We start from the raw sequence: 13,952 nt of genomic DNA on the forward strand, positions 1-13,952 counted from the left end.
GGGAGAGGGGCAAAACGCCACGTCCCAGCCCCTCTCAACTCCGGCTAGGCCGCACGCGGCCAAGCCTGTGTATCTCTCCCCTAAAGGGGAGAGAGCAAGGTATTGATTTGTCATAGTCTACATGTTCGGATAGTTCGGGCCGCCGCCACCTTCGGGCGTCACCCATTCGATATTCTGCGTCGTGTCCTTGATGTCGCAGGTCTTGCAGTGGACGCAGTTCTGGGCGTTGATCTGGAGGCGCGGTGCCCCCGCCTCATCGGTGAGGAATTCATAGACGCCTGCAGGGCAGAAGCGCGCCTCGGGCCCGGCATAGAGCGGCAGGTTGATCGCGGTCGGGACGGTCGGGTCCTTGAGCACGAGGTGGCACGGCTGGTCCTCCTCGTGGTTGGTGTAGGAGAACGAGACCGAGGTCAGGCGATCAAAGCTGATCACGCCGTCGGGCTTGGGATATTCGATCGGCTTGAACAGATCGGCGCGCATCGTGTGCTCGCTGTCCTTGTGGTGCTTCATGCCCTTCAGCGGATTGATCCTGAGCACGCGCGCCCACATGTCGGCCCCCGCCAGCGCGGTGCCGAGCGAGCCGCCGAACTTGGCAACCAGCGGCTGCGCGTTCTGGACGAGTTTCAGTTCCTTGGCGATCCAGCTTTCGCGGACAGCGGCATCGTATTCGCCCAGCTCATCCTGTTCGCGGCCATTCGCCATGGCCGCAGCAATGGCCTCGGCGGCGAGCATGCCGCTCTTCATGGCGGTATGGCTGCCCTTGATGCGCGGCACGTTGACGAAGCCGGCCGAGCAGCCGATCAGCGCGCCGCCCGGGAAGGCAAGCTTGGGCACAGACTGCCAGCCGCCTTCGTTGATCGCGCGCGCACCGTAGGAAACGCGGCGGCCGCCTTCAAGAATCTCGCGGATCGCCGGGTGCTGCTTCCAGCGCTGGAACTCCTCATAGGGGTAAACATAAGGGTTCGCGTAATCGAGCGCGGTCACGAAGCCCAGGGCCACCTGATTGTTGGCCTGATGATAGAGGAAGCCGCCGCCCCACGCATTGCTTTCCGAAAGCGGCCAGCCCTGCGTGTGGATGACGCGGCCGGGAACGTGCTTCTCGGGATCGATGTCCCACAGTTCCTTGATGCCGATGCCGTAGACCTGCGGCTGGCAATCGCGCTCCAGGTCGTACTTTGCCTTGAGCTGCTTTGCGAGGTGTCCGCGCGCACCCTCTGCAAACAGGGTGTATTTTGCGAGCAGCTCCATGCCCGGCTGGTAATCGGGCTTGTGGCTGCCATCCTTGGCAACGCCCATGTCGCCCGTGGCAACGCCGCGCACGGCGCCGGCATCGTCGTAGAGGATTTCAGCGGCCGGGAAGCCGGGGAAAATCTCTACGCCAAGCTCGCCGGCCTGTTCTGCCAGCCAGCGGCAGAGGTTGCCGAGGCTGCCGGTGTAGTTGCCGTGGTTCGACATGAACGGGGGCATTGGCCAGTGCGGCAGCGCGACCTTGCCGCTGCGGGTCAGCACCCAGTGCCAGTTGTCGGTAACCGGCACTTCGGCCATCGGGCAGCCCTGATCGCGCCATTCTGGAAGCAATTCATCAAGCGCCTTGGGATCGACCACCGCACCCGAGAGGATATGTGCGCCGATTTCCGAGCCTTTTTCGAGGATACAGACCGATAGCTCGGAATTGACCTGCTTGAGGCGGATCGCCGCAGCAAGGCCCGCTGGCCCGCCGCCGACAATCACGACATCATACGGCATCGATTCCCGTTCGCTCATTCTTTCGCTCCGACCCCGGTTCGGGCACGTCATGCCCCATATTCCACGTCCTTGCCTTGAAAGCTGCGGCCAGCAAGGTCAAGACCACTTGGTGATGGGATCGCTAGACACAAATGACATGCCCTTGGGCCAGGCGCTCGAAGCTGCGCTTGGCTGGTGGGCCGAGGCCGGGGTCGACATGGCCTTTGTCGATGCGCCGCAGGATTGGCTGGCGGCCGAGGCACCTGCGCCAGCAACCAGGCAGACCCCTGCCCTGCCGCCGGTCGAGAAGCGGCCGCCGCGGGTTTCCACACAGCCGGTCCAAGCTCAACCGCTGGCTGAAGATCGCAGTGCATGGCCTCAGAAATTCGAAGATTTTGCAGCTTGGTGGCTAAGCGAACCGTCGCTCGCGCCGCGCGGGGCTCGGCGGTTCGCTCCGCATGGTCCGAAAGGCGCGCCGCTGATGGTGCTGGTGCCGATGCCAGCGGACGACGATGGCGAGACGTTGCTTTCGGGCCGGACCGGCAAGCTGCTCGATGCCATGCTGGGCGCCATGGGGATCAATCCTGCTTCGGTCTACCGCGCCTCCGCGCTTCCGGCACGAATCGCCCTGCCCGATTGGGCAGGATTGGGCGCGGCGGGGCTCGGCGCAGTGCTGCAACGGCACGTCGCGCTCGCGGCGCCCAAGCGCATGCTGATCTTCGGCCGCGCCGACATCTCGGCGCTATTGGGGCACGACTTGGCGCATAATGCTCACCATTTACGCGCACTTAACCATGAGAATGGCAGTGTTCCGGCAGGTTTCGAGTATGACCTTGAAACGCTGCTGGCAAAACCGGGCTGGAAAGCGGGGGTTTGGCAGCGCTGGTTGGATGGGGCGGCCGAGGCGGCTGTTTCGCAATGACCATGATCGCTGACAGGCTGAAACGGGAAGTGAACCGAAGTGGGATGTTCGTGCGGGGCCAATCGTTCGTGAAAGTGAGCCGTACCGCCCTGCTTGCCGTGGCTGCAGTGCTTGCCGTCGGCACCGCCGCTCCGGCCGCTGCCAACAGCGCCGCTGCCGAGTATTTCCGTTCGCGGGCCGACCGCACTGCGGTGCCCTCCCTGCTCAGCCAGGAAGACCGCACTTACTACAAGCAGATGTTCGGCGCGATCGAGCGCGAGGACTGGACCACGGTGCAGTCGCTGCTGGCACAGCGCGCCGACGGTCCGCTTCATGCCGTGGCGCGCGCGCAGTATTATCTCGCCGCCAATTCCCCGCGCGCGGAGCTTGCGCCGCTGACGCAGGTTCTCTCCACCGCACCCGATCTGCCTTGGGCCGAGCAGCTTGGCCGTCTTGCGCTCAGGCGCGGCGCAACCGAACTTCCTGCCCTCCCCAGCGCGCAGCCGATGGTTTCGCTGCCGGGCCTGCCCAAGCGCATCAAGCCGCGCCCGGTGGCAGACGGCACAATGCCCGATACCGTGGCGCTGGCGATCCAGGACCGCATCAAGAACGATGACCCATTGGGCGCGCGCGTGCTGCTCGACGGAATCGAATCGGGCCTCTCGGTCGAGGCGCGCGCCGAATGGCACCAGCGCGTCGGCTGGGCCTTCTATATCGAGAACGATGACGCCAATGCCCGCCTCGTCTCGCTTGGCGCGCTGCAAGGCGCGAGCGGACCGTGGGTAGCCGAGGCGCTGTGGACAGCCGGTCTGGCCGCCTGGCGTCTGGGCGATTGCCAGAACGCCGCCGCGAGCTTCGAACAGGCCGCTAGCGCCGCCCAGAACGACGAGTTGAACGCCGCCGCGAACTACTGGGCCGGGCGCGCGTGGATGCGCTGCCGGGCGCCGGAAAAGGTCGCGACTGCGCTGCGCAGCGCGGCCCGCCTGCGCGATACGCTTTACGGCATGATCGCGAGCGAAGCGCTCGGGATCAAGGAAACCAGCGTTGCTTCGGCGCCTGACTTCACTTCTGACGACTGGCAGCAGCTACGTCAGGTAAGCAACGTGCGCCTTGCCGTGGAGCTTGCCGAAATCGGTGAAGACGGCTTGGCCGACGAAATGCTGCGCCATCAGGCCCGGATCGGCGATCCCTCGCTTTATGCGCCGCTGTCGCGTCTCGCGCGCGATCTTGGCCTCCCTGCGACGCAGCTGTGGATGGCCTACAATGCGCCTTCCGGTGCCAGGCCCGATGCCGCCGCGCGCTTCCCCGCGCCGCGCTGGGTGCCGGCGACGGGCTGGAAAGTAGATCCGGCGCTGCTGTTTGCCCATTCGCTTCAGGAATCGAACTTCCGTACCGCAGTGGTCAGCCCCGCCGGTGCGCATGGGCTGATGCAGGTGCTCCCCGGCACCGCCCGCGGCCTGACGCGCAATGAACCCGCCATGGTGGGCCGCGAGAAGCAGCTCGACCTGCCTGACGTCAACATGGCGTTCGGCCAGAGCTATCTCTTGCAGCTCAAGGATTCTGGCGCGACGGGCGGCCTGCTGCCCAAGGTGATCGCCGCCTATAACGCCGGGCCGATGCCGATCGCGCGCTGGGCCAACCAGATCCGCGACAATGGCGATCCGCTGCTGTGGATGGAATCGATCCCCTATTGGGAAACGCGCGGCTACGTCTCGATCGTGATGCGCAATTACTGGATGTACGAACGTCAGGCCGGCGGCCCTTCGGAAAGCCGCATCGGCCTTGCCCAAGGCATGTGGCCCAAGTTCCCGGGCCTCACCGGCGCGGAAAGCGTGAGGATGGCATCCCGTGGCGATTGACACTTCGCGCACCTTCAAGCCCATCAATATCGCGCTGCTGACCGTATCGGACACGCGCGGCCCGGAGGATGATACCTCGGGCGATATCCTTGCCGAACGGATCAAGGCGGCAGGCCACCACCTCTCCGCGCGCGCGATCGAGAAGGATGATGCTGCGCGCATCGCCAGCCGCCTCAACAACTGGATCGACGACCGCAGCGTGGATGCGGTGGTGATCACTGGCGGCACCGGCCTAACCGGCCGTGACGTTACGCCCGAAGCGCTCGACCGCGTGAAGACGCGTGATATTCCCGGCTTTGGCGAGCTGTTTCGCTGGATCAGCTTCAAGACCATCGGCACCAGTACGATCCAGTCGCGCGCTTGTGCAGTAGTAGCGCGGGGGACGTATATCTTTGCCCTCCCCGGCTCCAACGGCGCGGTGAAGGACGGCTGGGACGGGATCCTCGCCGAGCAGCTCGACAGCCGCAACCGGCCCTGCAATTTCGTCGAACTGATGCCGCGCCTGCTCGAGAAATAAGCCCGCAAACGGGCTGGAACTCCGCGCTTGTTCCATATATGTTCTCATTATGGGAACATCCGATTCCATCGTTCACGGACGCGGCGCGCAATCGGCGAGGGTGCCAACACGCTTTGGCCTCAACACGCGCGAGGCCGATGGCGACTGGCTTGATGCCGCCGGCACGATCGACGGGCCCGGCCCCAAGCTGCGCACCACAGTGACCGAGGAGTTTCCGAAATCGGTACTCTCGTTCAACACCTCGCCCGACATTCCCTTTGATCGCTCGCTCAATCCCTATCGCGGCTGCGAGCATGGCTGCGTCTATTGCTATGCGCGGCCGACGCATGCCTGGCATGACCTTTCGCCGGGGCTCGATTTCGAGACGAAGCTTTTCGCCAAGCCGGGCGCAGCCGAGATCCTGCGCAAGACCTTTGCCGCCCGGGGCTATGCGCCAAAGCCGCTGGCGCTTGGCACCAATACCGACCCCTACCAACCGATCGAGGGCCGCTACCGGATCACCCGCGCTGTGCTGGCACTGTGCCTCGAGACGGGGCATCCGGTGACGATCACCACCAAGTCTGCGCGGGTGCTGGATGATCTCGATCTGCTGACTGAACTCGCGCAGCGGGGGCTGACGGCGGTCTCGATTTCGGTGACGAGCCTGGATCCCCGCTTGTCCGGCCGGCTTGAGCCGCGTGCTTCTGCCCCGGCGAAGCGCCTTGCGGCCATCGAAGCACTGGCAAGCGCTGGCGTCCACGCCAATGTCTCGGTCTCGCCGATCATTCCGGCGATAACGGACAGTTTTATCGAGGCAATCCTTGCCGAAGCTGGCGCGCGGGGAGCCCAATCGGCCAGCTGGATCATGCTCCGCCTTCCGCACGAGGTGGCGCCGCTCTTCCGCGAGTGGCTGGAGGTGCATTTCCCGGACCGCGCCGCCAAAGTCATGAGAATCGTCCAATCGGTGCGCGGCGGCAAGGACAACGATGCGCGCTTCTTCAGCCGGATGAAGCCGAGCGGGGTCTGGGCCGATCTGGTGCGAAACCGTTTCAGGCTGGGGCTAAAGCGCGCCGGAATCCCGCAAGCGAAGCCGGTGCTCGATTGCAGCCAGTTCCGCGCGCCGAGCCGCGACGGGCAGCTGGAACTGCTCTAATCGGGCCGCTCGCCCGAGGGGAGATAGCGCCGCTCGCCCGTGACCGGATCGTACCAGACCTCGAGGATCTGGCCCGACTGGTGATCGACCTCGCGCTCGGCCGTCAGCTGCCACGCCCCGCGCGAGGTGCGGCGCCTTGCGAGATAGCCCGCATCGAACACCGTGCCCAAAACAATCAGCGCGGCAAATAGCAGCAGCGGGAAGCCGCCGCCGGCCGGGCTGCTTGTCTGCACCAGCATGCCGCCAACCGCGGCGAGCCCGGCAATCACCAGTGCGGCGATGCGGCCAGTCTGCGTCACGCTGTCATCCTTGGGGCTTCAGCTTGACCGCGGTGCCATAGGCCACGACTTCGTTCATCGTCTGGCCGATCGAACCCGAATCGAACCGCATCATCACGACGGCATCCGCGCCCATCAGCGCCGCGTTCATCACGAGGCGGTCGATCGCGTGGCGGCGGGCATCTTCCACCAGCGCCGAGTATTCCTTGATCTCGCCGCCGATGATCGAGCGAAGCCCCGCTATGATGTTGCCGCCAAGCCCGCGACTGCGGACCACCACGCCGAAGACCTGCCCAAGGCAGTCGGTCACTTCGCGGCCGGCGACATTTTCGGTTGTGGTGACAATCATCAGGCGAGGCTTTCCCTGGGGGCAAACCGGACAAGCCGCGATGTCGCGACTGCCGCCTGCCGGTGGACAACGACCGGAGCATAGTCCGGATCCTTGACCATGCCCATGAAACTTGCCGCATCGGGATAGGCCATGACGAAGGTTTCGTCCCATTCCCACTCGGCCGGGCCGGTCACCATCGCCTCGAACGCGCCGGCCCACACGATGTGCCCGCCGGCCCGCTCCAGCACCGGCTGGATCGTGCGCATGTATTCCTTGTAAGCCTCCGCGCCGGACATGCCCTTGTCCGCAAGGGGATGGCCTTCGGGATAAGCCGCCTTCTCGCGGAAGCGCACGAGATTGAGCATGTGGATCGGCGTATCGCGCGGCAGGGCCTTGAACTTCTCGAAGTTCTCGCGGCTCGGATCGATGTAGGCTTCGGTCATTTCACGAACTCCATTGCCAATCGCGGAACTGATCGCGCAGGTCCTTCTTGCTGATCTTGCCGGTGCCGGTGTGGGGGATCGCGTCAACGAAGGCGACGGCATCGGGCAGCCACCACTTGGCGACATGCGTGCCGAGGAATTCGCGCAGCGCGTCCGGGCAGACGTCCGCGCCCGGCTTCTTGACCACAACCAGCAGCGGTCGCTCGTCCCAACGCGGATGGTGAACGCCGATGGCCGCTGCTTCGGCCACACCGGGGAAGCCGATTGCTGCATTTTCCAGCTCGACCGAACTGATCCATTCGCCGCCGGACTTGATCACGTCCTTGGTGCGGTCGGTCAGCTGCAGGGTGCCATCGGGGTGGATGACCGCGACATCGCCGGTGTCGAACCAGTTATCGGCATCGGTCGCGGGTTTTTCGGCCTTGAAATAGCGCCCGACCACCCACGGCCCCCGGACCTGCAGCGCGCCCGAGACCTTGCCATCGCGCGGGAGGACCTTGGCCGGATCATCAAGATCGACGCAGCGCAGCTCGACACCGAACGGCGCGCGGCCCTGCATCGCCTTGACGGTGACTTGTTCGTCGAACGAAAGCTCGTCCCAGTTGGACGTTTCGGTGCCGGTGGTGCCGATGGGCGAGGTTTCGGTCATCCCCCAGGCGTGGGCGACACGCAGGCCCTTCTTCATGAAGCGCTCGATCATCGCGCGCGGCATGGCCGAGCCGCCGCAGACCACGGTAGTGAGCGAAGCCGGGATATCCTTGCCCACCGCATCGATGTGCTGGAGCAGGCTGAGCCAGACAGTGGGCACACCTGCCGAAGTTGTGACTTTCTCGCGCTCCATCAGCTCGCACAGCACCGGGGCTTCGTTGACCGCGCTGTAGACGAACTTGGCGCCCGCCGCCGCTCCGGCCCACGGCAGCCCCCAGCTTGCGGCGTGGAACATCGGCACGATGGGCAGCGCAACCGTGCGGCAATCCATGCCGAAGACTTGCGGGGTCATCGCGGTCATCGCGTGGAGCACGGTAGAGCGGTGCTCATAGAGCACGCCCTTGGGATTGCCGGTGGTGCCGCTGGTATAGCAGAGCATGCAAGGATCGCGCTCGTCGCCATCGGCCCATTCGCCCTCGCCGTCTTCGCTGGCGATCCAATCCTCGAAATGTTCGGCAGGGCCGCTGCTGTCGAAGCAGATGTAGTGCTCGATCGTCTTCCAGCGCGGTTTCATCCGCTCGACAATCGGCGCGAAGGCGGCATCGAACAGCAGTACGCGGTCTTCGGCGTGGTTGGCGATGTAATCGAGCTGATCGTCGAACAGGCGCGGGTTGATCGTGTGGAGCACGCCGCCGACGCCGACCGCGCCGTACCAGGTGACGAGGTGGCGGTGGTGATTCATCGCCAGCGTGGCGACGCGGTCACCCGCCTTGATCCCGAGCTTCGCCAGCTTCTGCGCCATCCGCATGGCATCGTGGCGGATGCCCGCCCAGGTGGTGCGGCTTTCGCTGCCATCGGCCCAGCGCGAGACAATCTCGCGGCCGCCATGTTCACGCGCGGCATGATCGATGAAACGCGTCACGCGCAGGGACCAATCCTGCATGGCGCCCAGCTGCATCCCCAACTCCCTTTTGATTGCGATATTCTATTCGACGAGCCGCAAGTGCCGGTCCGGCCTTGCGGTGAGCGCCACATTGGCAAGCCCTTCCACCGGAATCAATCGCTCGATGACTTCACTATCGAGCGCGAAGTCCGCGCCGAGCCGCATGACGGGTTCACGTGTGCTACCGGTGCGCAGCCGGGCGATCACTTCGCCCCGCGCCCCTTGCGCGCGCGGCAGGAGCAGCGCGAGTTCGGACATGGCCTCAGGCTTCGTCACATCGAGCTTGAGCAGCATCCGCGCGGCGCTGCTGACGGAGGCGAGCGGACGTGCGCCGCGCACCGTAATGCGCGGCGGCTCATCCGGGTTCGGGCGGTCAAGCTCGACATTGAGGAGCACGCAAGTCCCCTCGCGCGCCCATTGCTGGAACGGCTCGACGAGGCTCTCCTCGAAGCATGAGGCGGAGAACTGGCCGCTGCTGTCGGAGAAATCGGCGGCGATGAAATCGTTGCCCTTCTTGGTCTTGCGCCGGTTCACACCCTCGACGAGCGCGGCCATGACCGCGCCGGTGCGAGAAGCTCCGGCATCGCCGTCCCCGCTCATCAGGCTGCCATAAGTCCGCGCGCCATTGGCCGAGGCGACCGCGCGGTATTCGGTGACGGGGTGCGCGGCGAAGTAGAACCCGAAGGTATCGCGCTCGGCGGCCATCTGGTCCGCGCGCGACCACGGGGCGGTTTCGGCAAGGCGGGTGGCGGGGACGGCGTGGTCCTCGGCGCCGAACAACCCGGCCTGTCCCGACGTACGTGACCGTACGGCCTCGTCCGCCACGGCCATCAGCAATTCGGCATTGGCGACGATCTGCGCGCGGTTGGGTTCAAGCGTATCGAAGGCGCCGCCCGCGGCGAGCGCTTCGAGCCCGCGCCGGTTCATCGCACCGGCGGGCAGGCGGCGGAACAAATCATCGAGGCTCGTGTAGGGCCCACTTGCCTCGCGTTCGGCAACAATGGCGTCCATCGCCTTTTCGCCCACATTGCGCAGCCCGGCGAGCGCATAGCGCACGGCGTAGCCATCCTCGGTGCGCTCGACGGTGAACTCGGCTTCCGAGCGGTTGATATCCGGCCCATGGAGCGCAATCCCCGCGCGGCGCATGTCGTCGACAAAGACCGCCAGCTTTTCCGACTGGTGCATATCGAAGCACATCGAGGCGGCATAGAATTCATGCGGATAATGCGTCTTGAGCCAGGCGGTCTGGTAGGCGAGCAATGCGTAGGCGGCGGCGTGGGACTTGTTGAAGCCGTAGCCCGCGAACTTGTCGATCAAGTCGAACAGCTCGTTGGCCTTTTTCGCGTCGATCCCCGAAACGGTCAGGCAGCCATCGACGAAGCGCTGGCGCTGCGCATCCATCTCGGCCTGCACCTTCTTGCCCATCGCGCGGCGCAGCAAGTCTGCATCGCCCAGCGAGTAGCCCGCCAGGATCTGCGCGGCCTGCATGACCTGTTCCTGATAAACGAAGATCCCGTAGGTCTCGGCGAGGATCACCGAGAGCTTCTCGTGCGGGTATTCGATGGCCTCCAGCCCGTTCTTGCGGCGGCCGAACAACGGGATGTTGTCCATCGGGCCCGGCCGGTAGAGCGAGACGAGCGCGATAATGTCGCCGAAATTGGTGGGCTTCACCGCTGCGAGAGTGCGGCGCATGCCTTCCGATTCCAGCTGGAACACGCCGACCGTATCGCCCGATTGCAGCAACTTGTAGACTTGCGCATCATCCCAGGCGAGCCGGTCGAGATCGATCTGGATGCCGCGCCGGGCCATGAGATCCACGGCTTTTCTGAGGACCGACAGCGTCTTGAGGCCAAGAAAGTCGAACTTCACGAGGCCCGCTTCCTCGACGAACTTCATGTCAAACTGCGTGACCGGCATGTCCGAACGCGGATCGCGGTAGAGCGGGACAAGCTGCGCCAGCGGTCTGTCGCCGATCACCACGCCAGCCGCGTGGGTCGAACTGTTGCGCGGCAGGCCTTCCAGCTGCATCGCAAGGTCGATCAGGCGGCGCACTTCGGGATCGCGGTCGTATTCGCGCTTGAGGTCGGCAATGCCGTTGAGCGCGCGGGGGAGCGGCCATGGGTCGGTCGGATGGTTGGGCACCATCTTGCACAGGCGGTCGACCTGCCCGTAGCTCATCTGGAGGATGCGCCCCGTATCGCGCAGCACCGCGCGGGCCTTGAGCTTGCCGAAGGTAATGATCTGCGCAACGTGATCATCGCCATATTTGCGCTGGACGTAGCGGATCACCTCGCCGCGGCGGGTTTCGCAGAAATCGATATCGAAGTCCGGCATCGAGACGCGTTCCGGATTGAGGAAGCGTTCGAACAGCAGGCCGAGCTTGATCGGATCGAGATCGGTGATGGTGAGCGCCCATGCCACAAGGCTGCCCGCGCCCGAACCGCGCCCCGGCCCCACCGGAATGCCCTGTTCCTTGGCCCACTTGATGAAGTCGGCCACGATCAGGAAGTAGCCGCCAAAGCCCATGCGATTGATGATGTTGATCTCGAACTCGAGCCGGTCGCGGTATTGTTTGACCTCGTCCCAGTGGCCTTCCGCCTTCAACTTTTCGAAGGGCAGGCCGTCGATCTCCTCGACCGGCAGAGTCAGCGCCTCCACCAGCTCGTCCCACACCGCTTCGGGGTAATAGGGCTTCATCCGCGCGACGAGGCCGATGCGCGAATCCGCCGCCATCATCCGCGCCTCGCCTTCCTTGTCACCCGCGAGGCTGGGGAGGATCGGCTTGCGGTAGGGCGGCTTGTACGCGGTGCGCTGCGCGACGACGAGCGTGTTGGCAAGCGCTTCGGGGAGATCGGCGAAGATCTCCTCCATCATCGGCGCGGGCTTGATCCACCACTCCCTGGACGAACGCGGACGATCGGCGGAATCGACGTGGGTGGAGCTCGCGATACACAGCATGGCATCGTGCGCGTCGTAGAACGCGCGCTCGGCAAAGCAGGCCGGGTTGGTGGCAACCAGCGGGAGATCGCGCGCATAGGCGAGATCGATCAGCGCGTCTTCGGCGGCCATTTCGGCCGGATCGTTCCGGCGAGCGAGTTCGATATAGAGCCGCTGCGGAAACAGGGCTTCGATTTCGGCGAGATAGGTCTCGGCTGCGGTCTTCTGGCCATCGGCGAGCAGGCGGGTAAGCGCCCCCTCCCCCGCCGCCGTCAGGCAGAGCAGGCCATCGGTATGGCCCGCGAGTTCGGCCAGCGGGACATGCGGCGCAAATTCAAGCGGGCGCGCAAGGTGCGCCTGGCTGACGAGGTGGCAGAGGTTGTCATACCCGGTGGCATCCTGCGCATAGAGCGCGAGCCAGTCGATAGTGGGCGCGCTGGCGCCAAAGCCGGTATTGGCCGCCCCTTCCCGCGCCGGACGGGCCACCGCGAGCATGGTCCCGATGACGGGCTGGACGCCCATATCGAAGCAGGCCTTGGCGAAAGCGACACTGCCATAGAGGCCGTTGCGGTCGGTAATCGCAGCGGCCGGAAAGCCCCGCTCCGCCGCCGTCTTGGCAATCGCTTTGGGATCGATCGCGCCGTCGAGCATCGTGTAGGACGAGAAGATGCGCAGCGGGACAAAGGGGGCGTGGGACATGCAGAGCAAGCTAGGGCGCGGGGGTTGATTCTGCGAGGGCGCGGAGGGGCATTATCCACTTGGGATCGTATGGTGTCTCATGCGAGGCCGTGGACGCGTGAACAGTTAGCCGCGCAACCTTATACGCCCTTGGTTTCGCTCGACAGCCTTAATAACATCAACATCACTTAAGAATGGAGTACGCGTTTCCGCGTCCGGAAAAAGTTTACAGTGGCCTTCAATTGCGCCATTTAGGACCCCTAACGCGAACTGCATTGCGATGATGATATATTGCTTCTCGTGTGCAGTTTCGACTCCAGTTCCTCGATCATGTTCAATCATTCTCATAAAAGAGACTGGACTAGTATGGGTATGCTGAGAAAATAATCTGTAAATAAACCGCCATCCAACCTTATCAACTCCCATTCTTTCGATAACATCGTCTTGCACAAATGGGGTTTTGTGACCCTTTAGCGCTTCCCGACGTGCCTTATCTGAAAATCGTCGCAAGTAAGGGTTCGCGTCAAATCTTGCTACGAGGTCATCCATAACAATTTTATCGTCTGCTGGCGGGATAATTTCACCTAGCATTTTGCCTCTTGAACCGTGATCATGACAATACATGAGCACGAAGCGAGACTGACGCAAATCTTCATCAACGTCATCCTCACAAAGCCAATAATACCAAAGATAGGCTTCAGCCATATTTCTCGTAAGTGACGCTACTGAACTAAAATCCCAGTGCTCTTTTGGTTTACAGTCTGGTAAAAGAACCGAAATGCTCTTTGCAAGAACGGTGATGCGAGTAAAAAGAAGGGACGCATATGCCAACCGGTTTGTTTCAACCCAGACGCCACCACTCCCGCGCGATACTCGCGCGGCACGTTTAATTGCATCGCGAAAGATACGTCGATGTAGTAGATATTCCCGAGTCAATTCTCTCGGCGCCAAAGTGGCAAGTCGTTCTGCCTCCGCTAAGTCTTCCTGCGTTAGCGTGGCCATTGCGTCTACCCCTAGGCTGTCAAATCCTGCTGAGACAGCATCAGCGGAGTACTTTAATTCGTTTAAAGCAAAGCCTCGATATCCGCCGCCAACTTCTCCGGCTTGTCGGTCGGCGCATAACGGCGGACGACCTTGCCATCCCGCCCGATCAGGAACTTGGTGAAGTTCCACTTGATGCCCTTGGTGCCGAGCACGCCCGGCGCCTCGGCCTTCAGCCAGTTGTAGAGCGGATCGGCGCCGTCTCCGTTGACTTCGATCTTGGCCATCAGCGGAAAACTCACGCCGAAGTTGACCTTGCAGAAGCTCTCGATTTCGTCCGCCGTGCCCGGCTCCTGCCCGCCGAACTGGTTGCAGGGGAAAGCCAGGACTTCGAAGCCGCGATCCCCGTACTTGCGCCAGAGCGCTTCCAGCCCGTCGTATTGCGGCGTGAAGCCGCACTTGGACGCGGTGTTGACGACGAGGAGGACCTTGCCAGCCTTGTCGGCAAGGCTCAGGTCCTTGCCGCCGGGCACTTTGACAGTGAAATCGGCAATGGTGTGCGGACTGGTCATGACTTGG

The 13,952-nt window shown here is 63.7% G+C and carries 12 protein-coding genes; 4 read left to right on the forward strand and 8 right to left on the reverse strand.

Features of this window, described 5'->3' with window-relative positions; genetic code table 11:
* Positions 1-117: 117 nt before the first annotated feature.
* On the reverse strand, positions 118-1,764 hold the full coding sequence (locus ACO056_RS12820; protein ID WP_421847307.1) for an electron transfer flavoprotein-ubiquinone oxidoreductase: 1,647 nt from the start codon (positions 1,762-1,764) through the stop codon (positions 118-120).
* Positions 1,765-1,882: 118 nt separating this feature from the next.
* Here ACO056_RS12820 and ACO056_RS12825 point away from each other — a divergent pair, with 118 nt between their 5' ends.
* Genes ACO056_RS12825 through ACO056_RS12840 form a run of 4 tightly spaced genes read left to right on the forward strand, consistent with a single transcriptional unit; the run spans position 1,883 to position 6,134 of the window.
* On the forward strand, positions 1,883-2,647 hold the full coding sequence (locus tag ACO056_RS12825; RefSeq protein ID WP_421847309.1) for a hypothetical protein: 765 nt from the start codon (positions 1,883-1,885) through the stop codon (positions 2,645-2,647).
* 44 nt (positions 2,648-2,691) lie between these two features.
* Positions 2,692-4,485, forward strand: coding sequence for a transglycosylase SLT domain-containing protein (locus ACO056_RS12830; protein ID WP_421855489.1), 1,794 nt, complete (start codon positions 2,692-2,694; stop codon positions 4,483-4,485).
* Positions 4,475-5,002, forward strand: coding sequence for a molybdenum cofactor biosynthesis protein B (gene moaB, locus ACO056_RS12835; RefSeq protein ID WP_421847311.1), 528 nt, complete (start codon positions 4,475-4,477; stop codon positions 5,000-5,002). The genes ACO056_RS12830 and moaB overlap by 11 nt, the downstream gene beginning before the upstream one ends.
* A 49-nt stretch (positions 5,003-5,051) precedes the next feature.
* Positions 5,052-6,134 carry a PA0069 family radical SAM protein gene (locus ACO056_RS12840; RefSeq protein ID WP_421847313.1) on the forward strand — a complete coding sequence of 361 codons (1,083 nt, stop codon included), beginning with the start codon at positions 5,052-5,054 and terminating at the stop codon, positions 6,132-6,134.
* On the opposite strand, the gene ACO056_RS12845 is transcribed toward ACO056_RS12840, so the two are convergent.
* From ACO056_RS12845 to ACO056_RS12875, 7 genes are all read right to left on the reverse strand, one after another.
* Positions 6,131-6,433, reverse strand: coding sequence for a hypothetical protein (locus ACO056_RS12845; protein ID WP_421847315.1), 303 nt, complete (start codon positions 6,431-6,433; stop codon positions 6,131-6,133). The genes ACO056_RS12840 and ACO056_RS12845 overlap by 4 nt on opposite strands.
* 4 nt (positions 6,434-6,437) lie before the next feature.
* Complete coding sequence (locus tag ACO056_RS12850; RefSeq protein ID WP_421847317.1) at positions 6,438-6,761, reverse strand: YbjQ family protein; 324 nt, start codon at positions 6,759-6,761, stop codon at positions 6,438-6,440.
* Positions 6,761-7,186, reverse strand: a complete 426-nt coding sequence (locus tag ACO056_RS12855; protein ID WP_421847319.1) for a DUF1330 domain-containing protein — start codon at positions 7,184-7,186, stop codon at positions 6,761-6,763. The genes ACO056_RS12850 and ACO056_RS12855 overlap by 1 nt, the downstream gene beginning before the upstream one ends.
* Before the next feature lies 1 nt (position 7,187).
* Positions 7,188-8,792: a long-chain fatty acid--CoA ligase gene (locus ACO056_RS12860; RefSeq protein ID WP_421847321.1), complete on the reverse strand. Its 1,605-nt coding sequence runs from the start codon at positions 8,790-8,792 to the stop codon at positions 7,188-7,190.
* Positions 8,793-8,819: 27 nt separating this feature from the next.
* Positions 8,820-12,413 carry a DNA polymerase III subunit alpha gene (gene dnaE / locus ACO056_RS12865; protein ID WP_421847323.1) on the reverse strand — a complete coding sequence of 1,198 codons (3,594 nt, stop codon included), beginning with the start codon at positions 12,411-12,413 and terminating at the stop codon, positions 8,820-8,822.
* A gap of 105 nt (positions 12,414-12,518) precedes the next feature.
* Positions 12,519-13,394: a DUF5677 domain-containing protein gene (locus ACO056_RS12870; protein WP_421847325.1), complete on the reverse strand. Its 876-nt coding sequence runs from the start codon at positions 13,392-13,394 to the stop codon at positions 12,519-12,521.
* 62 nt (positions 13,395-13,456) lie between these two features.
* Entirely contained in the window at positions 13,457-13,945 is a 489-nt protein-coding gene (locus ACO056_RS12875) for a glutathione peroxidase (RefSeq protein WP_421847327.1), read from the reverse strand.
* Positions 13,946-13,952: the final 7 nt, after the last annotated feature.

Origin of the sequence: Novosphingobium sp. (assembly GCF_965228995.1) — a bacterium.
GTDB lineage: Bacteria > Pseudomonadota > Alphaproteobacteria > Sphingomonadales > Sphingomonadaceae > Novosphingobium.